The sequence below is a fragment of the Desulfoluna sp. CYM3A genome, assembly GCF_056829965.1.
Genome location: NZ_CP186556.1, coordinates 5,467,049 through 5,492,257, shown reverse-complemented (window position 1 = coordinate 5,492,257; position 25,209 = coordinate 5,467,049). Strand labels below are relative to the sequence as shown.

The window sequence follows — 25,209 nt, the reverse complement described above, 5'->3', positions numbered from 1 at the left end:
CCCCCTCAGCATTTCTACGTCCCCGCCCCATGAAATTGTCTTGACTTTTCCGACTTTATAACCAATGTTCTTTAATTAAAACACTCAACCAACACAATAAACATACGCTTCAAAACCTGTCCTGTCTGGTGAAGGACGGGTCCGCCCCTGCACCCTTACAACCCAAACCACCCGACTACGGCCCCATTCCGACGGGCCCATACAGCAGAGAGCCATGGTCAGAATCAACAACCCGCGGGTCGCCCTGTTCCTGACCCTGGTGCTGGTGTCAGCCTTCACTCTCCCCATTACCGGCCTGGTGGGAGAAGCTCCCCTTGCCACCGATGACCCGGTGACGGCGGCAGCCGCCCTGCATGGCCTCGGCCCCATCCCTCACCCTGGCCACGGTTCAGGAGTACCTCGCAGGCCTTCCCCCGCTCTACCCCCTTGCCGCGGCCGCATTGTCCCATGCCACAGCCCCCTTTCTGGAGGGCATGGCTCCCCTTCGCCTGACCTCGGCCCTTTTCAGCCTGGGTACCCTGGTGCTCTTCTTCACCTTTGCCCTGCGTTACGGAAAAAGCAGGTTTGCGCTCCTGGCCACAGCCCTTCTGGCCACCATGCCCGGTTTTGCCTTCGGTGCCGGGTGGATCGGCCGGGACCCGGCCCTGCTTTTTTTCCTGATGGCTTCGGTGACGGCAACCTTTAGAACCTTTGTGGACGATTCACCGCCCTGGATCCTCATGGCGGGAACGGCAACGGCCGGAGCCTTTCTCACCAGCTCATGGGACGGGCTCCTGCTCATCGCCTGTGTCTGGGCCGCGGGCATTGTCTGGTTTATCAGCTCCCGAGGCCCGGAAAGAACCAGCCATGTCAGCCATCTCTTTTTTCACCTGGCCGCCCTTCTGGCCATCCTCGTCCTCACGAGCGGAGGCATGGTTACCCTGGTCATCGGCCATACGGTGGCCCCCATTACACAGGGGTTCTGGCTCCCCGCATCACCCCCCGGCCCGCCTCCGGCACCCACCAAGCTGGCCCTGCAGATCCTTGCCCAGACCTGGCCCTGGACGCCCTTGTTCTTTATCTATGTGGGGCTCGTTACAGCCCGCACCTTACGGAGCGGTACCCTGTCTCCAACCCCCATGTTCATTATCTTCTGGTTCCTTGCCTCCCTTCTCCCCACCATCACCGGTGAGACGGGGCTCAGCCCGGTACTCCCCCCCCTGGCCCTCATGGCAGCCTTTGTCCTGAAGGACGGAATACCCATGTGGGTACGCCCTTTTGCCGCAGCCTGGTCCTGGGCGGTGATTCTGATCCTGTTCATCCTGGCCTTCTCCCCGGGCCTGCGCCTTTTTAGCCTTCGCACCGACCACGCCATCCTGCCGGGGCTCCTCCGGGGTGACCTCGTCTCTCCCTTTGCCGCCGCAGGGCTGGTCCTGGCCGCCGTCACCTGCGTGGTGAAGGCCATCCCCCTCACCCGCACGGGGCGACTCCTCACCGTCACCGCCATCCTCTGGGTAACCCTGGCCAACGGCCCCTTTTCCGCCATGACCGGTCACCGGGCATCGGAGATCCGCCCCCTGATCACCGCCATCCAAACCCACCCACACAAGGGCACCGCAGCGTACGGGGTGGACCGCCGCCTCCGGGCCTCCCTCTGTTTTTACGGGCGGCTTCACCTGCTCAACACCGACAACCTGGATCGCTGCTTTGACATCCTCAAAGGAGGAGACCCCGATTATGACACCCTGCTCATGCAGTCCGATGCCGCGGATCACCTCCCGGAAGCCCTCTCCATGGTCCCGGTGACCATTGTGGAAAAGGTTCCCCTTGAAAAGGGCGGAAGTCTCCTGTTTGTACGGGGACGATAAAGCAGAATCGCAACAAAAAACCCGGAGAGCTGGGCGGTGTGGGTTCGCTCAGCTCTCCGGGTTTGTTTTTCCTGGTCCTTTGGTTTCTCAGCTTGGAACAACCAGGGTAAAGGTGGAACCTTTTTCAGGGGTGCTTTCCACCCTCACCTCTCCGTTGAGCAGGTGCATCACGTGCTTGACGATGGCAAGGCCCAGGCCTGTGCCCCCAAGCTTTCGGCTCCGGGCACTGTCCACCCGGTAAAAGCGCTCAAAGAGCCGGGGAATGTGCTCGGCAGGAATTCCGCACCCCTGGTCCGACACCCGGATCTCCACCCTGTCCTCGGTTCGTGCCACAGCCACGGTGACGGTGCTCCGGGCCGGACTGTACTTGATGGCGTTGTCCAGTAGGTTCACCACAGCACGCTCCAGGAGCATGGGGTCGAAGGTGGCCATCACCCCTTTGGCCCCTGTCACCTCCAGCGTCACATCCTTGGCGTCGGCGCTTCCCGAAAGAAGAAGAAGGCTGGTCTCCAGCACCCCGTCCACCTGAGACGGCGTCAGGGAAAGCTCCCCCTGCTGCTGCTCGATGCGGGAGAGTTCCAGAAGGTCCTCAATGAGGTGGGTCATCCGCTCCACGTTCTTTTCGATAATGGTGTAAAAGCGATCATGGCTCTCGGGAAGCTTCTCTTTTTCCAGCAGGATCGTCTCCACGGCGCCCTTGATGCAGGTCAACGGGGTGCGCATCTCATGGGACGCGTTGGAGGCAAAGTCCCGGCGCATACTTTCCAGCCGACGCATGCGGGTGACGTCGTTAAACACGATGAGGGTTCCCAGGCGCGCCTCCCCCACCCCCTTCAGGGGCGTGCTCCGGCTGTGGAGCAAGGTCTCCCTGTTGTCCCAGAGCTTGATGTACCTTTTCCATGCCTCGGCCTGCCCTGCTGCGTTTTTCGCAAAACCGAGGAAAGCGATGTTGCGGATCGCTTCGGACACCCCGAAGCCCACGGCCTCCCCCGGCACCAGGCCGAAAATCCCATGGGCCGCCGCGTTCATGCTGATGATGGAAAAATCCGCGTCCACGGCCATCACCCCTTCCACCATGCTCGACAAAACGGCCTCCATCTCGTTTCTCTGGCGGGTGGTGGTGCGGATGCGCTCATCCAGCTGATGTGCCATCAGGTTCATGGACTCGGCGAGCCCGCCGATCTCTAAAGAGTCAGGGACGTAAAGCTTGTGGCTGAAGTCCCCTTCGGCAAAAAGGCGCGCACTCCGCTGCATGTCGGAGATGGGGCGGCTGATCTTCCGGGAGACCACGAGACTTATGAATCCGGCCACCAGGGCGGTGGCCAGCCCCCAGAAGATGATGCGTTTCTGAACGGAGCGGACTTCGCCTTCAAGGGCCGTCATGGGAAGCGCCGTACGCACCACCCCCAGCACCACGTTGTCCTGCTCAATGGGAATGGCCACATACATCATGTTGGTGGTCAAGGTGGCACTGAAGCGAATGGACAAGCCCGTCACGCCTTCCAGGGCCTTCACCACCTCCGGGCGGGAACCATGGTTCTCCATGGCGGCCGAATCCTTTGTGGAATCCCCCAGGACCCACCCGTCCCGGTCAATGACCGTCACGCGGCTGCCGGAGCGTTGGGACGACGCCTTGCAGTAAGCGTCGATGTCGGCTAAACGATCCCCGTCCATGAGGGGGCCCACCCGAAGTCCCATGACCCCGGCCAGGGACTCCAGGTCCCGGAGGGTCTGCTGGTGATAAAAGGAGGTCATGGAGGAGATGGCCAGAAGGCTTACCGCCGTAAGGGCCAGGACAAGGATCCCCACATAGGAGGGAAAAAGCTGCCAGAAAAGACGTTTACGCTGCATCATGGATCTATCATTGCCTGTGTATAAGGGGTAAAAAAGAAACCGCGGCCTTGACCGGATGTCAGACCTCTTTGAACCGATAACCGATGCCCCGGACCGTTTCGACATATTGGCTGCAGGGCCCGAGTTTCTTGCGCAAACCGGCCACAATCACGTCCACGCTGCGATCCGTAACCGCATAGTTGTCCCCCCGGATGCCGTCCACGATCTGGGACCGGGTGAAAACCCACCCGGGTCGCCGGGCCAGGAGCAGCAGCAGGGAAAACTCGGAGAAGGTGAGTTCCACCGCCTGGCCCTGCACCTTCACCTGGACCCTGCCGGGACGAATCTCGATCTCCCCCAAGAGGAGCACCTCGTCCATGGTCGCGTCCCTTTCCCCCTTGTCGGTGCGTCTCCTCACCGCCCGGACCCGTGCCAGGAGCTCCCGGGGGCTGAAGGGCTTGGCCACGTAATCATCGGCACCCAGCTCCAGGCCGGTGACGATGTCGGCCTCTTCTCCCTTGGCCGAAAGCATCACAATGGGAATATCCGCGGTGGCAGGGCTCCCTTTGAGGCTGCGGGTCACCTCCAGCCCGTCGATACCGGGCAGCATGAGGTCCAGGACAATGAGATCCACGGTTTCACGCCTGGCGATCTCCACGGCGCGCTCCCCGCTTGCCGTACAGGTCACCTTGTAGCCTTCCCGTTCGAGGTTGTATTTCACCAGGTCCAGAATGTCCTCTTCATCATCCACGACCAGCATATGTGCTTTGGGTTTCATCACGTTCTCCATGGAAAGGGTGGCTTTGACGGCCAACGAGCCCGTCAAGGGTGCTGTAGGTTGTAAACCCGTTGTGTTAGGCTTGTGTTAGGCAGGTGTATGGATCGTGTAATCTCCCCGTTTTCCAAGGGCCCCCATGCCGCCACGGGATAAAAAAAAGGCGAGGTTCCATGGAACCTCGCCTTGTTGTCGTAGCCCCGGCACCCGAAGGCCGGGGCCTTTGATATGGTTACCTATCTTCGGGAAATCCCCTGGGAAAGATGTACCGTGAGATGCGCGCCAGAAATCCGATGCGCCGATCCCCGGGCCGACGCCGAAAGAGCCCTTTCCCCTCGAAAGTGCCCCGTTGACGCCGTTCGTCGCCCCGGCGTCTCCATTTCGGATAGGTATCAAAGTGAAATCGCTTGTTATTCCCGTCTCTCCTCTCCTGGGTTTCTGCCATACGGCCCCCCTTTGCCGTTTCGACGGTACCTCATGCGGGGCCTTTATCGCAGGAGCTGCTCCATCGGCCCATGCGAAACCATCCGAAACGACGCTCACTGGAACGTCTCCGTTCCAAAATACACCGATTCTCCACCCCGCCCACTTCGGCGCTGTGGAGCACCCCATACCCCTGTCGGCGCTCAAACGGTTCACGCCGATCCAGCCCGAAGCGCCGCTCCAACGTCGCAAGGCGGGACATCGCTTCCGGGTCGAGATGAATAATGGTACTCATAGGACCTCCCGGCACAGGGCGTGTCAGGCACGAAACGACTCACGGCACCGGGCTTTGGCCCACGGCCGTGACCGCCCTTTGCAGGCGACGCACCGCCCGCAAGGATTCCGCGCCTATCCAACTGATTCCACTTCAATATACACCCCTTACCCCAAAGGTTCAAGGCGGGTTCACACCCCGCCAGAGCCAACGCATTTGTAACTATTCAGCTCAAAAAAAACAGCCTCCGGCGGCAAGGTGTGCCACCTTGAAAGCAGGTTGCGGATGTGTTTTGCCCCTCGTTCCTCGGGTCAAATCACATCCGCCTTTAAAGTAAAAATTCACTCAAAAAGATTTTTTAAAACCTGTTTGTTAAACCCGCCTTTATAAAATCAGGCAAAAGTTTAGCCCCCGGCAGGGCCGCCGGAGGCATAAGCTGAATAGTTACAAGTATTTAACGATTCAACTTGCCTCCAACAGGGCCATCGGAGGTAAAAACTCAATGCGTTTGCCCTCACCCGGCTGCGCCATCGTAAAAATCAACCAGGGCGGCCACCACCTCGTCCCGCTTCTCGTGGTGGGCCACGTGGCGGCAGTCGCTCACCTTAAGGGCCGTGGCCCCGGCCACCGAGCGGCAGATGGCCTCCACCTGGCCCCAGGTGCCGTACTGGTCGTGTTCCCCCTGGATCACCAGGGTGGGGGCCGTCACCGCGGAGATGGCCTCGGTGATATCCCAGGTTCGATGGGAAGGGGAAAGCCAGGTGTCGGCCCAGCGCCTAAAGGCTTTTTCCGTGTTGTCCCCATGGTGCCGTGCGAGTTTTTCCCGAAAGGTGCCCTCGGCAAAGTAGCTGTCGGCATCGGCAATGCCGTCGATGGTGAGCTCGTCCACATACACATGGCAGGCCTCCACCACAATCCCGGCTGTCCGGTGGGGAAACATGGCCCCGAACAACAGGGCAATGGTGCCGCCGTCGCTGTGGCCGAAAAAGAGGGCCTGGGAAAGGCCCAGGGCATCAAGCACCAACGGGAGCATGGTCTCCGCCTCAAAGGCGGGGTACTGGGAGTTGGCTTCCCACTCTGTCAAAGGGGATGATTTGCCGTATCCCCAACGATCCCATGCCCAGACCGTCCGGCCCGTGGCCCGGCTGAGGACCTCGGGAAAGTCGTGCCACATGCCCACACACCCCAGCCCTTCATGCAGCAGCACGATGGGCACGGCACCGGGGCTGTCCCCTTTCACACACACGGTGTAAAGGGTCTGGCCCAGAACAGAAAGCGTCTGCTCCTCACGCATGGGCCTCTCCTTTTACGGAGGCGGCAAGGGCCACCAGGGCCATGGTTACGGCAGGGACCATGTAATCGGCACGGGTCACGGCCCCGTTTGAGAGAAGGCCGATGATCCCTTCGGCATAGCCGATACGCCGGCTCTCTGAGAGCCCGGCCCGGTGCACGGCCTCGTCCAGCTCGCAGCCCCCGTCCACAACCATCCGACACACCTCGCCGGGGAGCTCAAAGGCCGGCCCCACGCCCCGGTGAAACCGCTGGCCGTCATAGATCACGCAGGCGGTGAGGTTCATGTATCCGGTCTCGGTTCCGGCAACGGGTACCAGGCCCGACTCCAGTCCCACGCCGAAGCCGGAGCCGCCGTAGGCCCCCTGGGCTCTGTTGTCGGCCCCGCTGAGGGTCTCCTCATAGCCCACCGGCTGGTCCGACACCCCGGAGGGAGAGGCCACCGACACAAACGAAAGGTTGTTGAATCTGTTAAAGCCTTGAAAAGCCCTTTTTACCGCATCAAGCTTGTTGGGGTTGGCCGATCCCACGGCCACCCGAACACTGTCCTCTGACATCACGCACAATCCTTTTCCATAAACCCGATGATATCCAGCACCGTCTGGTTCACGGGCACCGGCACCCCGTGTTTTTCCCCTAAGCGCACCACCTCGCCGGTGAGGGCGTCGATCTCGGTCTTCTTGCCCGCCTTGAGGTCCTGGAGGGTCGACGAGACGTGGGTGGCTGCCGTGGGAAGAAGGTCGCCGGTGAGTACCTGAAAATACTCCTCCGGGGTCTCCCACCAGGTACGGTAGCCGGCCGCTGCCATCACCGCAAAAATCTCGTTGACCACGGACCGCATCAGGCGCAGCCCTTCGGGGTGGTCGGAGAGCTTGCCGTAGGGCACACCGAAGATGGCCCCCAGAGAGTTCAGGGAACCGTTAAAAAGCATCTTGGCCCAGAGGTCTCCTCAGCCAAGATCAAGCCTGGCTGACCTGCTGGCCGCCTCTACGACCGCCACCAGCTCCCCGTCCATGGACCTCTCCAGATGCCCCATGGAGATGGGGGCCACATGGACCGTAATGTGGCTGGTGTTGGGTGCCGGCCGGGAAAACCCGGTGATGACCCGGGCATTGTAAACCCGGTCGGGATCCACCCAGCGGGAAACCCGCTCCCGGTTGCCCCAGCCGTTCTGGCAGAGCACCACGCAGGTGGCTGGCCCCAAAAGCCCGGGAACCGCTGAAAGGGCCTTTCCCGCCTCCCCCGTGGCGCTGGACTTGGTGCAGACAAGCACATAATCATAGGGCCCGCTTGCCGAAAAATCATCCGGGGACACCCCGGCCCGCACGTTGCGAAACACCGCCTGCCCCAACAGCCCCGTGCGCTTGAGCCCCTCTAGGCAATGACGTCAGCGCCCTCTTTCCGGGTCACAATATCCGGGGTCACCCCCGCCTCAGCAAGGCACGACGCCAGTCCCAATCCCACGGCACCGCCCCCAAACACCAGTACTTTCATATTATGAATATCCTTTCGCTGCCTCCGGCGGGTCGCTTTTTGAAAAAAGCTCCGCAAAAACGTTCCGGTTGCATCGCCTTCTGCCGCTCAGCCCCAGTGGGGCTGAGCGGCAGAAGGCGATGCCTGTTCGTTAATTTTATATAGTCGAATAGGTACGATCTTCCAAAAGGTCCAAGCAATTCACAAAAACCAGTTTGTCAAACGTTTTAAACGTTTGGCCCCCGGCAGGGCCGCCGGAGGCTTTTTTTCTTCCCGTACGCTTTACACCTGGCGCAGTTTGAGCCAGAGGATCACCGCTTTTTCCTCCCCTTTGTTTTTCCAGCGGGAGGGGGTGCGTTCCACCAGGTGGATGAGGGAGCCTTCCACGGCTTCGAGGTCGCGGCTGCCGCTCTGGAAGAGGACGCTGCCCTTGATGACGTAGCCCACCTCTTCGCACTTCTCGTCGAAGAAGTGCTGTTTGATGACCCGGCCCGGCTCGATCTCCAGGAGCCACACCTCAAAGCCCGTGTCGCCGCCCGAGGGGATCACCTGGCGCACGGATCCGCCTTTTCCTGTGATGCCCGGGATGTTGATGTCCTGCCACTGGGAGGGCTCGTAGACCGGGGTGGCCTCTTCGGCGGAGTTGTCCGAGAAGAAGGAGCCTGTTTCCACGGCAAGGAGCTCTGCCATGCGGAAGAGGGCGGGAAGGGAGGGGTAGATCTGGCCGTTTTCAATCTGGCTGATGGTGCTGGGGGTGACCCCCACCTGCTTGGCCAGACCGGTCTGGGAGAGGCCGGCGGAGGTGCGGAAGTGCTTGAGGCGGCTCCCGATGTCGATGCGGCCCCAGCCCTTCTGGTCCCCGGAGCCGAACACCACCTCCCCGTCCCGCACCCAGTAGCCCTGGGGCTTGTTCAAGGGGCCGTGTTCCCGGCCTTCGGCTTTGATGAGGTTGAAGAAGAATTTGCCTCGTTTGACGGAGAGCTCAATTGGATTGACCTGGGCGATCTGGGCGATACCCGCCTTGAGCCGGTCGCTGTGGGCCCGATGCTCGATGAGCCAGTACGCAATGGTGCTCAGTTCATAAAGCTTGGGGCAGGTGCGGGTGTAGAACTTCAGAATCCGCTCCTCATCGCCCCAGAGGTCCTGCATGCCGGTGATGGACTCAAAGATAAACCGGGTGTCCAGGCCGTGGTCCGCCAGATTGCTTTCCAGGGCGTCGGAGAGGGCCGAAGGATCCGAGGGGTTCTCCACCAGGATCACGTTGGCGTTTCGTTCCCGCGAGCTGTAGTACTTGAGGAACAGCTCACTGCCCCCGCCTTTGCCGTGGGTGAAACAGTCCAGGATGGTGAGCCCGGGGGCGTCGGCCAGGGGTCCCAGCTTTTTCACGAGGTTGTTGGGAGACCGGTCGAAACTGACATAGATCACCGGCTTGTCTTCCCGTGCGGATGCTTCCATGAGTTTCAGGCAGTAGTCGGAAGCCAGGCTCCCGGAATCATCATGCCAGATGACGTTGTCTCCCACCCGAAGTCCGTCAAGTATCTCGTCCACTTTCCCGATGCCGGTTCCCGCTTTTTGGTGCATTCTTACGTCCTCAAAATGGTTGTGAGCCCTAAAATTAAAGATCCCGTTCATGGTTCGCCACGCATGCGGCCGGAAGCGTCCCCTCCTAACGCCCGCGCCGGTAACACGCGTCTCCCCATAATAACAAAGCCCGGAAGAGGATGCGAGGCACACTCTTCCGGGCTTATATATAGCACTGATCAGGGATGAAATCCCCTATAACCTCTTATCGGTTAGCCGATGAATGCGTCTTCGGGCATCTCCATGATGGAGCCGGTGAGGCCTTTGACAGAGTCCATCTTGCCGAGGCCGATGGGCAGCATGTGCTCGATGAAGAACTTGGCGGTAACCACCTGACCTTCGTAGAAGGCTTTGTCCTTCTTCTTGGCTTTTTCGATCTTGGGCTGAGCAACGGCAGCTCTCCAGAGGTGCATCCAAGCCATGATCAGGTCACCGCAGCACTCCTGGAAGAGGGTAGCGGAACCGAAGGCGTCGAGGAGCTTCTCGCTCATGGCGGCGCCACCGATGGCCATGGCGCACTCACCCACTTTGTTCAGGGCGGCTTCAACCTTGGCAGCCAGGTCTTCGAGACCGGCTTCCTTGGCCAGGGCGATGGCAGCCTGGATCTCACCCATCAGGTCCATCATGGGCTTGCCTTTCTTCATGCCGAGCTTACGGCCGAGGAGGTCCATGGCCTGGATCCCGTTGGTGCCTTCGTAGATGGAGGTAATCTTGCAGTCACGAAGGAGCTGGGCCTGGGGATACTCTTCGATGAAGCCGTAGCCGCCGTAGATCTGGATACCCAGGGAGCAGACTTCGAAGCCCTTGTCGGTGCCGTAGCTCTTGGCAACGGGGGTCACGATCTCGATGAGGCCGTTGTACTTGTCACGAACTGCTTCGTCTTCGGCGGTGGAGACCATGTCGAAGCAGAAGCCCATGTAGTAGAGCAGGGAACGCATGCCTTCCACGTAGGACTTCATGATGAGCAGGTTGCGACGTACGTCGGGGTGCTGGATGATGGGCACACCCTTGGGCTCGGCGTCGAGCATGGAGAGCAGGTTGGGGCTCTGGATACGCTCTTTGGCGTAGTTCACGGCGTTCATGTAAGAGGTGGTGGCAAAACCGTGACCCTGGAGAGCAACGCCCTGACGGGCTTCGTTCATCATGAGGAACATGGCCTTCATGCCCTTGTTCTTCTCACCGATGAGGGTACCGCGGCACTTGCCCTTGCCGCCGAAAGCGATGGAGCAGGTGGCGTTGCCGTGGATGCCCATCTTGTGCTCAACACCGGTAACGACAACGTCGTTGTCTTCGCCGAAGCTGCCGTCGTCGTTGACCCAGAGCTTGGGCACGATGAACAGGGAGATACCGCGGGTCCCTGCGGGGGAGCCTTCGATACGGGCGAGAACCGGGTGGATCACGTTGGGAACCATGTCGGAGTCGCCGCCGGAGATGAAGATCTTGTTGCCCACGATGTTGTAGGTGCCGTCGTCGTTGGGGGTGGCCACGGACTCAAGGGCGCCCACGTCGCTGCCTGCGTTGGCTTCGGTGAGACACATGGTGCCGCCCCACTCGCCGGAGTAGAGCTTCTTGAGGTAGAGCTCCTTCTGCTTGTCGGAACCGAGGCTGGCGATGATGTTGCCGCAGCCGTGGGTGAGGCCGGGGTACATAAGGAAAGCGCAGTTGGCGCCGGTGAAAAGCTCACCGCAAGCCAGGGAAACAGAGTGGGGAAGGCCCTGGCCGCCTACTTCCGGGGCATCGGCCATGGCAACCCACTCGTTCTCGCAGAAGAGCTTGTAGGGCTTGTGGAATGAAGGGGGTACCTTCACCTGGCCGTTTTCCAGCTTGACGCCCTCTTCGTCACCGGTCTTCTGGGTGGGAAGAATTTCATTGACGGCGAACTTCCTGGCTTCGGACAGAACCATGTCGATGGTTTTCTTGTTGAAATCACCGTACTTCTCGGTCTCTGAAAACTGAGCAACGTTCAGCATTTCGTGAAGAACGTAATCCTGGTCCCTGCGGTCTGCAATCTGTTGTGCCATAACAAAATCTCTCCTTATATTAAGACATTTTAAGATTATTTAAGGCATATTAAGGGCCTTGTCAGCTCTGAAATCTAATGAATTCCCTTCCAATACAGCACTTTCGACCAAATCATTATTACTCAAAGCAGAACTATGTTTATGGTTTTACACAAAAAACCATTTTCTCGTCTGCCTTGTGCGGCAACGCCCTGCACAGGCCTGAAATAAGCCAATTGTCAGCGTTAACGCGGTATTATTCCAGATTTTTACCTGTCGGTCAATAACTATCCCGACCTCTCCCTCACTTGGAGACACAAAAGCCGTTGGTGAGAAGCTCAAAGGCACGATTCAACCAGGCTTCGATGTCATACGTCTCCCTGCTCCCGGAGACCCAGGGCCAGATGGCAGAAAAGATCACCCCGTAGAACAGGGCCGAGAGGTCTTCGGCGGGGTAGGGCCTGAACTCCCCTTTTTCAACCCCCTCCTGAAAAATCTCGGTGTAGGTCTCCACCATCTTGTCGTTGAGGCGATTGATGTCGGCGTTGAGCTCTGGGGAGAGGATCATGTCGACGCTGCTCCGCAGGGAGATATACACCCGCACAAAGGCCTGGTTGTTCCTCAGAAACCGGGCATTGGCCTGGAGACATGCGTACGCTCTGTCCCTGGGGGCCAGATCCTTTCGCGAAGCAGCCTCGGCAATGAGGCGCCCAAGGCGGATGCCCCGGTCCATCACCATGTCATGGAAAATCTGCTCTTTTCCACTGAAGTACTTGTAGATGGTGCCCAAAGGGTATTCGGACTTCTGACTGATCTGAGCCATGGTGGTCCCGTAGTACCCCCTCTCCGCAAAAACGGAAAGTGCTGCTTCCAGAATCTCTTCCCGACGCCGTTTGTACTCCCGTTCCTTTCTACTCAGTCCCGAATCCGCCACGCCCCCTCCCAGTTAGTGAAGTAAATTTTATTATTATTTTGACTTATAATTCTGTCAAGTTGTTTCTCTACGAACCATCGGAAAACCGCGGAGGGCGGGCTGTTCCGGCACCCTCCCCCTGTCGCTGAAATCTACCTGATCTGGTATCAGGGGTGCGTATGTTACCCAATACCTTGGGGAATCGCCCGCCCTGCCCCGACTCACTTCGGGGTGATCTCCTCCTTGAGCAGGCAACACGCCACGCGCCACTCCGGGGTCCCATTTTCTTTGTATACAATGTTTCCGGGCTGGATGATCCGGTTCATGACGCACCCCTCGGCAATGGAGAGATCAAAGAGATCGGTCTCGTTGATGCGGGGGGCGTCCTTAAGCTTTCCGTCTTCGATGACCATGGAGTGAACGGGAAAATCTTCGCACAGGGGGCAGCGGTAGACCCTGCCGTTGGGAAAGAGAAAGAGGTTGTCGGCCACATGCCCAGCGCACTCAAACGCCTCGTCCTCCTCCAGGAACACCTTGGGCCAGGTGACCTTGATTCCCCTTCGGGCCACCTCTTCGGCAACCTTGGGGACCACCTCCATCCAGTTGTCCCGGGTGACGCGCATAAGGCCTTCCTCTTCGGCCTCTTCCCGGGCTGAGTTGCCTCGGATTCCCAGCACCTGGATAAAAAAGTGATTCACCCCGAGTTCTTCCAGGAGGTCGGGCATCTGATCGAGTTCGTGGAGGTTGGCCCCGCTCACCGTGTAGATCAGGCTGGTGGAAAAGCCCTTGGCCACCCCTTTTCGAATGCCCGCCATGCAGGTCTCCCAGGAGCCCTTGCCCCGAATGGGGTCATTGGTGGCGGCGGTGGCGCCGTCCAGGCTGAAGGAGAGGGCGTCTACCTCGGCCGGTGTCACCTTGTCGAGGATGTCGTGAAAGAGGTAGCCGTTGGTATCGATGGTGATGGAGGCGTAGCCCAAAGCCCTAGCTTTTTTCACGGCCCGGGCAAGGTCGGGATGCATGGTGGGCTCCCCGCCGAGGAAGATGATATTGGCCTCCTTGGAGCGCGTGGCAAACAGGGCCAGCCACTCTTCGATGGTCTCAATGGGCAGGGTCTGGGTTCCGTGCTGGGTGGGGTTGATATAACAGTGGCGGCAGGAGAGGTTGCAGGCCGTCAGGATATGGAAAAAGACGTTGGTGGCGTCTTTGGTAAAGGATACGGTCTTTCTCATTGTTTGTCCTTCTCATCCGGACCTTCAGGCAGGGGAAAAGACTCCCCACGGCAATCTGCCGATCCGAACACGGACAAAAAACGCGGCACAGGAAGAAATGGGGTTGTGACTCCCTGGTATTTCCCGGAGCTGTCTCAGTCGGCCATCATTGCTGGGAGCCTTCGATGTGGCGCCTGATGATGACGTTCATTTTCTCTTCTCTGATGCGCTGAAGATCCTGTTTGGTCTTGATCAATTCCTCGTTGGTTGCCCGAAGGCGAATGGACATGTACTCGGCAAAGATGCGGTAGAGGAGCAACAGGAAATCGAGGCGTTCGTCGTGATCGGACCCGTCCCCTTCCAGCTTCTCCCCGGCCATGGTGTTAACGGCGATGCAGGTGGTTCGTCCCACGGCCGTCACCGTGGCGGATCGCTTCAGGGAGTCGATGATGCGCATCTCCCCGAACAGCTCCCCGATGTTGGTCAACCGGGTAATCTCCACATCCTCTTTGGATACACGGACAGAACCGGCCAGTAAAAAATAGAGCCAGGGATCCCGATCCCCTTCTTTGATGATCTTCTCACCGTCCTCGTACTCACGGATTTTACTCAGCTTCAGGAGTTTACCGAGGTAACGGGTTTCGAAATTCTTCAAAGCCGGAATGCTCATGAGTTTCTGGATATTCTGGATATTATCCTTGAGATATCGCGTCTCAATCATGAAGCCTCCTGCCTCCTTTCCATAGAGAAATCCACAGCGGTCCCGTCGGCACATCCGACACAGACTTCAAATTAATCCCTGTTTGCAGATTATTCAATAAAAATTGTCACTATTCAGCTCAAACACGTCTCCGGGGGCCAAACTTTTAAAACATTTGACAAACAGGTCGTTGGTGAGCCCTTCCGGGCTTCACCGAAATAAATTCGACCGGTTCCTGAAAAAATGGTGTGCGGCCTGCCGTGAGCTAGCCAAATACGGGGGACAGGCGAAGAGCCTTCCGGGCCATTATTGCCCGGGTCAATGATGGGGAGTGTGAAAGGCGCGGCAACGCCGCGCCTTTCAATGGGCGGGATTAGCTATGGTAGTCCTGGAGCGGTTTCACCGCGCAACTCTCCTCTTTCAAGCGGGCAATGGCGCGGGCAACGGCCATGGCACCGGTGAGGGTCGTGGCAAAGGGCACCTTGAACTTCAAGGCGGCCCTGCGGATCTTGTACCCGTCATGGGTGGTCTCGCTTGTGCCGGACGGGGTGTTGATCACCAGCTGAATCTCGTTGTTCTTGATGGCGTCCACCACGTGGGGGCGTCCCACCGAGACCTTGTTCACCAGCACGTTGGCCACCCCGTTCTTGGTGAGGAAGTCCGAGGTGCCGCTGGTGGCCATGATGGTAAAGCCAAGGGCCTTGAACAGAGAGGCCGTGGGCAGCATCTGGCCCTTGTCCCCCTCCTTGACGCTGATAAAGACGGTGCCCTCGGTGGGCAGGTCGTCTCCGGCAGCGATCTGGGCCTTGGCGTAGGCAATACCGAAGTCATCGCCGATGCCCATAACCTCGCCCGTGGACTTCATCTCGGGACCCAGCAGGGTGTCCACATGGGGGAACCGGTCAAAGGGCATCACCGCTTCTTTCACCGAGATGTGGCTGGGGACGAACTCCTTCTCCAGCCCGACCTCCGCAAGGGTCTTGCCCAGCATCACCTTGGTGGCCAGCTTGGCAAAGGGGATGCCCGTGGCCTTGCTCACAAAGGGAACGGTACGGGACGCCCTGGGGTTGACCTCGATGATGTAGAGGCGGTTGTCCTTGATGGCATACTGAACGTTCATCAGGCCCACCACGCCGAGCTCCTTGGCCATGGCGCGGGTGGCTTCGTGGATCTCGTTGAGCAGACGGTTGGGAATGCTCATGGGCGGGAGCACACAGGCCGAGTCGCCGGAGTGGATCCCCGCCTCTTCGATGTGCTGCATAACCCCTGCGATGATGGTTTTCTCTCCGTCGGAGATGGCGTCCACATCAAGCTCCACCGCATCTTCCAGGAACTTGTCGATGAGCACGGGGTGGCCCGGTGAGGCCTCCATGGCTTCGCGGATAAACCCTTCCAGATCCTCTTCGGAGTAGACCACACGCATGGCCCGGCCGCCCAGAACGTAAGAAGGACGCACCATGACGGGGTAGCCGATGCGGCGTGCCTCCACCAGGGATTCCTCGTAGTTCATGGCGATGCCGCTCTCGGGCTGGGTGAGTTTCAGCTTCTTGAGCATGGCCTGGAACTCGTCGCGGTCTTCGGCGCGGTGGATGCTCTCGGGCTGGGTGCCGATGATGGGCACCCCGGCGGCCTTGAGGCCCAGGGCCAGGTTCAGGGGAGTCTGTCCCCCGAACTGCACGATGACCCCGTAGGGGTTCTCCTTTTCCACGATGTGCAGGACATCCTCTTTGGTGAGGGGCTCGAAGTAGAGCTTGTCCGAGGTGTCGTAGTCCGTGCTCACGGTCTCGGGGTTGGAGTTGACCATGATGGACTCCACCCCCTCTTCGCGCAGGGCAAAGGAGGCGTGAACGCAGCAGTAGTCAAACTCGATGCCCTGGCCGATGCGGTTGGGTCCGCCCCCTAAGATCATCACCTTCTTATTATCTGTGACCCTTGCCTCGCACTCCTCTTCATAGGTGGAGTAGTAGTAAGGGGTCGAAGCCTCGAACTCGGCGGCACAGGTGTCCACCAGCTTGTAGACGGGTCGGATGCCCAGGGCGTAGCGCTGAGCACGAACCCAGTCTTCGTCCGTACCGTTGAGCACACCGATCTGCACATCGGAGAAGCCGTTGCGCTTGGCGCGTTTGAGAAGGTCGGCGTCCATCTTCTTTCCGGCCTCGCGGATCACGTCTTCCATGTCGCTGATGCGCTTGATCTGGTGGAGGAACCAGGGGTCCACCTTGGTCATGGCGTGGATCGCCTCCAGGGAGATCCCCGCCTTCATGGCCTGGCGCAGGTAGAAGAGGCGCTTGGAGTTGGGGGTCACCAGGTGGTGCTCGATGTCGGTCTTGGAGAGCTCCTCCACCTCGCGACCGTCGCTGCCCAGGCCGAAGCGTCCGATCTCCAGGGAGCGGATCGCCTTCTGGAGTGACTCGGTGAAGGTACGGCCGATGCTCATGGTCTCGCCCACGGACTTCATGGCCGTGGTGAGGTAGTCCTCGGTCTCGGGAAACTTCTCGAAGGTCCAGCGGGGCACCTTCATGACCACGTAGTCGATGCTGGGCTCAAAGGAGGCCAGGAGCTGCTCGTGACGTCGGGGCTCTTCCAGTCGTCCAGGGTGGGAAGCAGCACAACAGCCAGTTTGGCGGCAATCTTGGCAATGGGCTCGCCTTGGAGGCCAGGGCCGAGCTTCGGGAGACCCTGGGGTTCATCTCCACCACGATGATCTCGCCGTCTGCCGGGTTCACGGCAAACTGAACGTTGGAGCCGCCGGTGTCCACCCCGATCTCGCGCAGGATGGCGATGGAGGCGTCACGCAGCTTCTGGTACTCCTTGTCCGACAGGGTCTGGGCCGGGGCAACAGTGATGGAGTCCCCGGTGTGGACCCCCATGGCGTCCAGGTTTTCGATGGAGCAGATGATCACGACGTTGTCCGCCTTGTCCCTGACCACCTCCAGCTCGTACTCTTTCCAGCCGAGGACGGACTGCTCCAGCATCACCTGGGTGTTGAGGCTTGCCTCAAGACCTGCCTTGCAGAAGGCCTCCAGCTCCTCGGGGTTGTAGGCCACGCCCCCGCCGGTGCCGCCCAGGGTAAAGCTGGGCCGGACGATGATGGGAAAGCCGATCTCATCGGCAACCTGCCTCACCTCGTCCATGGTGGTGGCAAACCCGCTTCGGGGAATGTTCAGGCCGATCTTGTTCATGGCGTTGCGGAAGAGCTCGCGGTCCTCGGCCTTCTTGATGGTGGCCACGTCCGCGCCGATCATCTCCACACCAAACTTATCCAGAACGCCCATCTCGGCCACGCCGATGGCGGTGTTGAGGCCGGTCTGCCCCCCCAGGGTGGGAAGGATGGCGTCGGGCCGCTCCTTTTCGATGATCTTGGCCAGGGTCTCCGGGGTCACCGGCTCAATGTAGGTGCGATCGGTCATGATGGTGGCAGGGTTGGAGTTCACCAGAACCACCTCGTACCCCTCTTCCCGCAGCGCCTTGCACGCCTGGGTCCCGGAGTAATCAAATTCACACGCCTGGCTGATGATGATGGGCCCGGCGCCTACGATCAATATCTTATTTATGTCGGTGCGTTTTGGCATGATCCCTTGCCTCTACTAATCTATCGGTTATGGTTGCCTCCGGCGAGCCTGCCGGGGGCCAAACGTTTGCCCAATGTATATGAGCTGGGTTTGACAAACAGGTTATAAACACGTGAGGTGCCTTCGTCTTCCTGACCTGCACAGGTTTAAACATGACCGGAAGCATTTTGACCTCATTCAAGTCACCTCAGCCTCACCACGGGCGAAGCCCGTCAGCGAATGTGATCGACCTGAGAAACGAAGGTCGGGAGCATTCGCGAACCTGGGGTCCAGGGGATCATCCCCTGGCCGCCGGAGGCAAACTTTCGGGCATAAAAAAACAGGGCAACAAGTGCCCTGTTCTTAAACAGTGAAACGTTCCATCATGGAAACAAACTCATCAAACAAGTACTGGGCATCGTTGGGCCCCGGAGACGCCTCCGGATGGTACTGCACACTGAGCACGGGGTGAACCTTGTGTCTCAAGCCTTCCACGGTGCGGTCGTTGAGGTTCACATGGGACACTTCCACGTCGGCTGCGGACAGGCTGTCCATGTCGGCTGCAAATCCGTGGTTCTGGCTGGTGATCTCCACCTTGGATGTTTCGGTGTTCTGCACGGGCTGGTTGCCGCCGCGGTGGCCGAACTTCAGCTTGTAAGTCTTTCCGCCCAGGGCCAGGCTCATGATCTGGTGGCCGAGGCAGATGCCGAAAATGGGGCGGAACCCGATGAGGGCCTTCACCGTCTCCACGGCGTAGGTCACGGGCTCGGGGTCGCCGGGGCCGTTGGAGAGAAAGATCCCGTCGGGGTTCATGGCCTTGACGGTCTCGGCGGTGGTGTTGGCGGGCACCACGATCACCTCACAACCTGCGGCTTCCAGAAGGCGGATGATGTTGAACTTGATGCCGAAGTCAAAGGCCACCACCGCTTTTTTCTCGCCTCGGGCGGTAAAGAGACCCTCTGCCAGCTCTTCCTGAATGAAGACCGGGGTGTCGTTGACCAGGCGGTAGGGCTTGTCCGTGGAGACGCCGCTGGCCAGGTCACACCCTTCCATGGAGGGCAGTGCCTTGGCTTTTTCCACAAGGGCCTCGGGGTTGGCCACATCCGTTGAGATGATGCCGCGCTTGGCGCCGTGGGTTCGGAGGTGCAGGGTCAGCGCCCGGGTATCGAGTTCATCGATGCCCACGACATTGGCTGCCTTGAGGTAGTCAGCCAGGCTCATGTCGGCCCGCCAGTTGCTGTAATCGTCCTGATACTCACGGACGATGAGGGCGGAGGCCTGGATCCGGGAGGACTCCACGTCCTCACGGCTTACGCCGTAGTTTCCAATGAGGGGATAGGTCATAGTGACCATCTGTCCACGGTAGGAGGGGTCGGTGAGAATTTCCTGATACCCCGTCATGCTGGTGTTGAAGACAACCTCTCCACCCACCTCGCCGGGACCTGTAAAGCTGCGGCACGAAAAAATTCGTCCGTCTTCGAGGGCAAGCAGTGCTTTCATGAAAGGTGATTCCTTATTTGACAAACGATGCGGGACACCAAAAGGGCGGCCCTGCATGGCCCGTCCATAATGCATGAATCATGGTGAGACGGATCACGTGGATCCATCGTCATTACGGCTCTTTGAAGGGGTGTTTTCCTTTACCGGAGTCCGCGCGCAACTATCCCGCTTCTTACGCAGGCGGTAAAAAGCGGGATAGCAATAAACCAAATGGAAACTGTCAGCTGTTGTGTCGGTGAAGATAAAAGGGCGATCCCCTCACCTTGAAACCGATGTAAAACCGGTTTTACCCCATGGGGGTGTTGGTGATCAGGGTCCAGATCCCGCACGGGCAGGCATCGGCGCAAAATCCGCAGCCAATGCAGCGATCCGTCTTCACCACATACTCAAAAGGCGAGCTCGGATTCCCCGTCTCGCGTCTTTCAATCGCCTCTTTGGGGCACAAGGTAACACAGATACCACAGTCTCTGCAACTCCCACATGACGAACATTCGGTTCCGCAGGTCTGGAGATCCTCAAAGACGGAGAGCCTGGGGTCGAAATAGGCCAGGTTCATGCGGTCCTTGGCGATCACCTCCCGGGGGTCCCGTCCGGACGGACGCTTGCCCTTGCTGATGGCGTCGATGGTCTCTGCAGCCCGCCTGCCAGCGCCAATGGCGTCGGTGATGAGCCCCAGCCCCGTGATATCGCCGATGGCAAAGATCGAGGGGTCGGTGGTCTGGCCGTTCTCGTCCACGGAGACGTAGCCGTTCTGAGCGATGGTGACGCTTCGGGGCAGAAACTCCGCATCGGCAACATCCCCGATGGAGAGGATTACGGTATCGGCTTCAAGGAGTTCACCGTCCGTAAGGAGCACGCCCTTGTCTGTAATCTCCCGGGTAAAGCAGGGCCACTTGAAGATGGCTCCGGCCTGTTCCGCGGCCTCTTTCTCTTCGCCAAAGGCAGCGGGTTCCTGGATGTCGATGAGGGTGACCGTTTCGGCACCGCAGCGCACGGCCTCGGTGGCGGCATCACAGGCGGAGTTGCCCGCCCCGATGATCACCACCTTTTTGCCGGGCTTGGCCTTGTCTTCCTTGGCGTCGGCCAGAAAGTCGTTGCCGGTGACGAGGCGCTCTTTTCCGGGCACGTCGAGCATGCGCGGCTTCTGAGCCCCTGCCGCCACCACGATAAAGTCGTTGTCCGCCTTCATGCGGTCCAGCTCCACAGCCGTCAAGGGCTGCTGAAGATGGATATGGGGCAGGATCTCACTGATGCGGGCCAATTCCGCGTCCAGAACCTCTTTGGGGATCCGGCTCTCGGGGATCACCGAGGCGATCTTCCCGCCCAGGGTGGGCGGCCTTGCAGACCACGGGATCATGGCCGGCCATGCGCAGCTGCCAGGCCACGGAGACCCCTGCGGGACCACCGCCGATGACCGCCACCTTGCGGCCGGAGACCTCGGGCACGCTGGGCACCTGGGCGGCAATGCTCGCCTTGCCCAGCTGCTTGATGTCGATGGAAGGCATAAAGGCCGACTGCTTGGTACAGGCTGCCATGCAGGGGTTGGGGCAGAGGTAGCCGCACACCGTCGCGGGAAAGGGCGTGTAGTGAAGGGCCAGCTCCACGGCCTCGTCCACCAGGCCGTTTCGCACCAGGCCCCAGCGCTGCTGCACGGGAATGCCCGAAGGACAGGCGCCCTGGCAGGGAGCCACATACTTCTGGTTCTCCCACACCGGCACAAAGCGCCGGAGCTCCCCTGTGGTGATGACGGGAATATGGCTCATGTCCAGGTCGGTGAGGTCTCCGATGAGCCCTCCCTCCCCCAGCTCGCTGTCCCACACCTCATGGCGGAAGGATGCCATGGACCGGGTGGCGCTCCCCATCTTCTCCTGGGGAGTCCGGGCCACCAGGAGCTGCCAGTCGTCGCGACGGGCCAGTTTGGTGTAGGCGTCCTCTTTGCCCACGCGCGTCAGAAAGGCCTTCAGGTTCGTGGAAAGCCATTCCCACGCCTCATCGGAGATGGGCGCCATGCGGGCATCGCCCTGGCTGTACCCTTTGATGGGGCCGCGGAAAAAGACGCGCCCGCCCACCATGCCCACCAGGGGACGGTAGCCCAGGACGTTCTCTTCGTTCTGGGGATTCCAGCCGCAGACCACGGCGGTACCGCCTGCCATGAACTCGCCGAAGTAGTCCCCGGCCGACCCCAGAACCCAGAGTTCGGGGGGTTCAAAGCGGGGGTTCTCTTTGGTCATGGTCATGCCGCGGGCACCGATGTTTCCGGCAACGGACACCCGGCCCTGGGCCATGGCGTTGCATGCACCGTTGGAGGCGTTGCCGTGGATGATGATCTCGGCCCCGGCGTTAAGCCAGCCGATGTCGTCGGAGGCCGCCCCCATGATTTCAATGGTTGTATTGGGAAATCCCATGGAACCGGTCCGCTGGCCGCAGGTACCGGTGATCCTGACGGAAATCTTTTCATCGCCGGCGCCGTGCAGGCGCCCGCCGATGCCGTGCTGCCCTAAGGCATCCACCTCTATCTGGCGGTATCCCTTGGCGATGGCCTTCTGGATCTTCTCTTCCAGCAGGCGCGACGCAATACGGGTTCCCTCTTCCTTTCCATGGATGGTAATTTTCGTCTTGCTCTTCATGTCGGTTACACCATGTATTTGATATCGAGACGTTCTGCCGCGTCGCGGTCGTCAATTCCCAGGGCATCGGACATGCCGATGGGCAGGGAGGTGGATCGGCCAAGGGGTGCGATGATCTTCTTGAGCTCGGTGTCAAAGGAGACATACATGTCCACCACGCGCTGGGCCACATGCTCCGGATCGAGCCTTCGGTAGAGCCTCGGATCCTGGGAGGTGATCCCCTTGGGGCAGATGCCCAGGTTGCACACATTGCACCGGTCGGTTTCGGAGCCGATACACCCGGCCGCCGCCTGCATGATGTACTTGCCCGTCTGCACCATGCTGGCCCCCAGCATGATAAGAGACGCCGCGTTGGCCGCCAGGTTCCCGTTCTTGCCGATGCCGCCGCCGGCAGCCAGGGGCAATTCGTTCTCCATGCCGATCTCCACCAGGGTCTTGTAGCAGTCCCTTAAGCTCGATGCGATGGGGTGGCCCATGTGGTTCATGGAGACGTTGTACGCCGCCCCGGTGCCCCCGTCTTCCCCGTCGATGGCAAGGCCAGCCGCGTAGGGGTTTCGGGTGAGGTTGTTCAAGACCGCCAGGGAGGTGGAAGACGCGGAGATCTTCGGATACACCGGCACCCGGAATCCCCAGGCCATGGACATGGACTGGATCATCTTGGCCACGGACTCCTCAATGGAGTACTGGGTCTGGTGGGTGGGCGGACTGGGCAGGCTCACCCCTGTGGGGACGCCTCGGATGGCCGCAATCAGTTTATTGACCTTGTGCCACATCAGAAGACCGCCGTCCCCGGGCTTGGCGCCCTGGCCGTACTTGATCTCGATGGCGCAGGGGTCCACCTTCATCTCCGGAATGGCGTGGATGATCTCGTCCCAGCCAAAGTAGCCGGAGGCCACCTGGAGGATGACGTACTTCAGGAACTCGGAGCGGAGCAGGCGCGGAGGGCAGCCGCCCTCACCGGTGCAGATGCGCACGGGCATGCCCAGCTCTTCATTGAGGTAAGCCACCCCCATCTGGAGACCTTCCCACATGGTGGGGGAAAGAGCCCCGAAGCTCATGCCGCCGATGACAAGCGGGTAGATCTCCCGCACCGGTCCTTCCTCGCCCTTCATCTGGCGCTGGATCTGCTCCTTGGGGGGCAGCACCCGGCCCGAAGGGTCTTGATATCAAACTCGTGGCGCCCGGCATCCAGGGCCGGGTCCGTGAGCATGGAGATACGGGTGAACTTGATGCGGTCCAGGATCCCTGCGCCTTCGGCCTTCCTTCGACCGCCCCGCTTCAGGGGCTGGCCGCCCTGGTCGATGTGGTAGCGCTGCTTGTCCGCTTCGTCGTTTCGTCTCGGAAGGATGGCGTCGTTGGGACAGACCTGGGAGCACATGGCGCACCCGATACAGGCGTGCTTGGGCTCGGTCTTCTGGCGAATGCCGTAGAACAGGGAAAATTTGTTTTCCACCTTGCCGCTGAGCCCCATGGGGACGTCGACGTGCCGCTTGCGGAAGACCCCCAGCTCAAGGGCCTTCACAGGGCAGACTGCCGTGCACTGGCCGCATAGGGTGCAGGCATCCTTGTTCCAGTCGATCTGCCAGTGCAGATCCTTGATGCTTAATGAGGAAGGTGTAATCGTTCCGTTTGCCGACATATCTGAACCTCCTGACGATCGGGACCCACAATGGCCGTGTCGAGATACATGGGTTGAAAATCTTTGGACTTGTCTCGGTCGGGAATGGCTGAATCCAGGCCGCAAATCTCAGATGAGTAGGCGTAGATTCCGGGCCGTCCCCCGATGACCCCGGGGCGCAGCTTCTTTCTGTCCTGCACCATGAACAGGCTGTGGTCCGGGAGGCTCCCGATGACACAGTTGGGCCCGTCGATGATCAGGCGCCTGCAGGTGTGCTTCAGCTGGGTGAGCAGATCGCTGTTGGCGTGGGAAGCCAGAGCTTCTCCTGCCAGGGGGGTGATGATGTGCTTGTAGAACTCCAGCCCCAGGCCCAGCTCTTTTTGCATGTAGTGCAGAATATGGGTGAACACCTCGGAGTCGGAGTTGAACCCCATGTACCCCTCAAAGCCCCTCTTCTGAAGGAATTCCCGGATGGGAATAAAGGCGGTGTTCTCCCCGTTGGTCATGGTGGAGAAGCCCTGGACAAAGAAGGGGTGACACGCGTAGAGGTTGATGGCGTAGTTGGTGTTCTGGCGTCCCTGGGCCATGATGATGCGGGCCTGGATGTCGTTGGCGTCAAGCTTGAGGTAGCGTCCGACAGTCAGGGGATCGCCGATCTCTTTGATCATGATGACATCGGGCCAGAAGGAGAAGACGATCATGTCTTTCTCCTCTTCACCCATGGCGCGGAGCTCCAGGCGGATGCGGGTAAGCTCCTCCTGCTTTTTCTCCCAGCTCCAGTCCTCCCACTCCTCGGGGTATTCATAGGCGCGGATGAGATAAACGTCCCGCTTGGGCACCCCTTCGGGGGGGGTCTTGTCGAGTTTGAAGGAGATCTTGTATTTGGTGATAAACCCCTTCTCCATCATCTTGACGTCAAGGCGACGGAGCCCGGCCTCGGTAAAGATCCCCGAGAGGATGGGCGCATCCTTCATGGTTTCAAACGGTCCGCCGAGGTCCCTTAAAAAGAGCCCGACACCGGAGCCGTCATGGCCTTCCCGCATCACATCCAGGGCCTCAAGGGCCACCATGGGCGATACGGGATCTTCGCTGGTGATTGCAAACAAACGACACATCTTTGTCTCTCCTTACACGGGTGCGAATCCATATCTCACACGAGAAAAGATCATTTCACGCCAGCGAGACATCCGCCGGCGCAAAGTGATCTCGAAGATTTTCAAACAACCCCCTTGGTCCCACATCGGTTAGCTGCCTCCATGCCTGACTGAGGCATGGGGCCTATTCTCTGCCGGGTATCTCCCTTTTTACTGCGGCCAACGGGGCCACAAGACGGAGACATCCAAAGCCACCACTCCCTATGGGGCGGGCTCTTGGCCGTCCTTTCGGGAAACACCGCAAGGTGGTATGCATGAGATAAACCAGGTCGTGGTTTCGCAAAAGCCATCGCTGGGAAGCTCTTCCGAAACCGTCCATCGTGGGTGGTAAATCGGTATTATTACCGAACTCGAACAAGAAAAGCAATAATTTTAGTTTATTAGACAGATATATCAGATACCAGATACGAAATACACCCATTCAGCCATCGTGCCCTGTTCC

General features: G+C 59.7%; 20 protein-coding genes and 1 pseudogene. 1 reads left to right on the top strand and 20 read right to left on the bottom strand.

Annotated elements, in window-relative coordinates; genetic code table 11:
• Nucleotides 1–353: 353 nt before the first annotated feature.
• Nucleotides 354–1,847, top strand: coding sequence for a glycosyltransferase family 39 protein (locus ACOYW1_RS27765; RefSeq protein ID WP_482420536.1), 1,494 nt, complete (start codon nucleotides 354–356; stop codon nucleotides 1,845–1,847).
• A gap of 87 nt (nucleotides 1,848–1,934) precedes the next feature.
• On the opposite strand, the gene ACOYW1_RS27760 is transcribed toward ACOYW1_RS27765, so the two are convergent.
• From ACOYW1_RS27760 to ACOYW1_RS27665, 20 genes and pseudogenes are all read right to left on the bottom strand, one after another.
• Nucleotides 1,935–3,701, bottom strand: coding sequence for an ATP-binding protein (locus ACOYW1_RS27760; protein ID WP_482420535.1), 1,767 nt, complete (start codon nucleotides 3,699–3,701; stop codon nucleotides 1,935–1,937).
• 58 nt (nucleotides 3,702–3,759) lie between these two features.
• Complete coding sequence (locus tag ACOYW1_RS27755) at nucleotides 3,760–4,458, bottom strand: response regulator (protein ID WP_482420534.1); 699 nt, start codon at nucleotides 4,456–4,458, stop codon at nucleotides 3,760–3,762.
• Between the two features lie 472 nt (nucleotides 4,459–4,930).
• Nucleotides 4,931–5,173: a hypothetical protein gene (locus tag ACOYW1_RS27750; protein WP_482420533.1), complete on the bottom strand. Its 243-nt coding sequence runs from the start codon at nucleotides 5,171–5,173 to the stop codon at nucleotides 4,931–4,933.
• Nucleotides 5,174–5,666: 493 nt separating this feature from the next.
• A complete protein-coding gene (locus ACOYW1_RS27745; protein ID WP_482420532.1) occupies nucleotides 5,667–6,446 on the bottom strand; it encodes an alpha/beta fold hydrolase in 780 nt (259 codons plus the stop codon).
• A complete protein-coding gene (gene yjjX, locus ACOYW1_RS27740) occupies nucleotides 6,439–6,999 on the bottom strand; it encodes an inosine/xanthosine triphosphatase (protein ID WP_482420531.1) in 561 nt (186 codons plus the stop codon). Before yjjX ends, ACOYW1_RS27745 begins: the two co-directional genes overlap by 8 nt.
• A pseudogene (locus tag ACOYW1_RS27735) lies at nucleotides 6,999–7,376 on the bottom strand (ketopantoate reductase family protein); the annotation flags it as partial. The pseudogene ACOYW1_RS27735 and the gene yjjX, both read right to left, overlap by 1 nt.
• Before the next feature lie 15 nt (nucleotides 7,377–7,391).
• Nucleotides 7,392–7,781: a ketopantoate reductase family protein gene (locus ACOYW1_RS27730; protein WP_482420530.1), complete on the bottom strand. Its 390-nt coding sequence runs from the start codon at nucleotides 7,779–7,781 to the stop codon at nucleotides 7,392–7,394.
• Nucleotides 7,782–8,197: 416 nt separating this feature from the next.
• Nucleotides 8,198–9,496, bottom strand: coding sequence for a helix-turn-helix domain-containing protein (locus ACOYW1_RS27725; RefSeq protein ID WP_482420529.1), 1,299 nt, complete (start codon nucleotides 9,494–9,496; stop codon nucleotides 8,198–8,200).
• Between the two features lie 212 nt (nucleotides 9,497–9,708).
• A complete protein-coding gene (locus ACOYW1_RS27720; RefSeq protein ID WP_482420528.1) occupies nucleotides 9,709–11,517 on the bottom strand; it encodes an acyl-CoA dehydrogenase in 1,809 nt (602 codons plus the stop codon).
• A gap of 283 nt (nucleotides 11,518–11,800) precedes the next feature.
• Nucleotides 11,801–12,430, bottom strand: a complete 630-nt coding sequence (locus ACOYW1_RS27715) for a TetR/AcrR family transcriptional regulator (protein WP_482418608.1) — start codon at nucleotides 12,428–12,430, stop codon at nucleotides 11,801–11,803.
• 200 nt (nucleotides 12,431–12,630) lie between these two features.
• Nucleotides 12,631–13,638, bottom strand: a complete 1,008-nt coding sequence (locus ACOYW1_RS27710) for a radical SAM/SPASM domain-containing protein (protein WP_482420527.1) — start codon at nucleotides 13,636–13,638, stop codon at nucleotides 12,631–12,633.
• A gap of 145 nt (nucleotides 13,639–13,783) precedes the next feature.
• The gene (locus ACOYW1_RS27705; RefSeq protein WP_482420526.1) at nucleotides 13,784–14,338 is read right to left on the bottom strand and encodes a cyclic nucleotide-binding domain-containing protein; all 555 of its coding nucleotides are present in this window, start codon (nucleotides 14,336–14,338) and stop codon (nucleotides 13,784–13,786) included.
• 352 nt (nucleotides 14,339–14,690) lie between these two features.
• Nucleotides 14,691–16,838: a carbamoyl-phosphate synthase large subunit gene (carB, locus tag ACOYW1_RS27700; RefSeq protein ID WP_482423837.1), complete on the bottom strand. Its 2,148-nt coding sequence runs from the start codon at nucleotides 16,836–16,838 to the stop codon at nucleotides 14,691–14,693.
• 22 nt (nucleotides 16,839–16,860) lie between these two features.
• Nucleotides 16,861–17,889 (bottom strand): ATP-binding protein, encoded by a 1,029-nt coding sequence (locus ACOYW1_RS27695; protein ID WP_482420525.1) that lies wholly within the window; start codon nucleotides 17,887–17,889, stop codon nucleotides 16,861–16,863.
• Between the two features lie 342 nt (nucleotides 17,890–18,231).
• Nucleotides 18,232–19,368 (bottom strand): glutamine-hydrolyzing carbamoyl-phosphate synthase small subunit, encoded by a 1,137-nt coding sequence (gene carA / locus ACOYW1_RS27690; RefSeq protein WP_482420524.1) that lies wholly within the window; start codon nucleotides 19,366–19,368, stop codon nucleotides 18,232–18,234.
• Nucleotides 19,369–19,654: 286 nt separating this feature from the next.
• Nucleotides 19,655–20,725: an FAD-dependent oxidoreductase gene (locus tag ACOYW1_RS27685; protein WP_482420523.1), complete on the bottom strand. Its 1,071-nt coding sequence runs from the start codon at nucleotides 20,723–20,725 to the stop codon at nucleotides 19,655–19,657.
• Nucleotides 20,613–21,995: a GltB/FmdC/FwdC-like GXGXG domain-containing protein gene (locus ACOYW1_RS27680; RefSeq protein WP_482420522.1), complete on the bottom strand. Its 1,383-nt coding sequence runs from the start codon at nucleotides 21,993–21,995 to the stop codon at nucleotides 20,613–20,615. Before ACOYW1_RS27680 ends, ACOYW1_RS27685 begins: the two co-directional genes overlap by 113 nt.
• Nucleotides 21,996–22,000: 5 nt before the next feature.
• A complete protein-coding gene (locus tag ACOYW1_RS27675; RefSeq protein ID WP_482420521.1) occupies nucleotides 22,001–23,107 on the bottom strand; it encodes an FMN-binding glutamate synthase family protein in 1,107 nt (368 codons plus the stop codon).
• Nucleotides 23,104–23,634, bottom strand: coding sequence for a 4Fe-4S binding protein (locus ACOYW1_RS27670; RefSeq protein ID WP_482420520.1), 531 nt, complete (start codon nucleotides 23,632–23,634; stop codon nucleotides 23,104–23,106). Before ACOYW1_RS27670 ends, ACOYW1_RS27675 begins: the two co-directional genes overlap by 4 nt.
• Complete coding sequence (locus ACOYW1_RS27665) at nucleotides 23,598–24,728, bottom strand: class II glutamine amidotransferase domain-containing protein (RefSeq protein WP_482418602.1); 1,131 nt, start codon at nucleotides 24,726–24,728, stop codon at nucleotides 23,598–23,600. The genes ACOYW1_RS27670 and ACOYW1_RS27665 overlap by 37 nt, the downstream gene beginning before the upstream one ends.
• Between the last annotated feature and the right edge of the window lie 481 nt (nucleotides 24,729–25,209).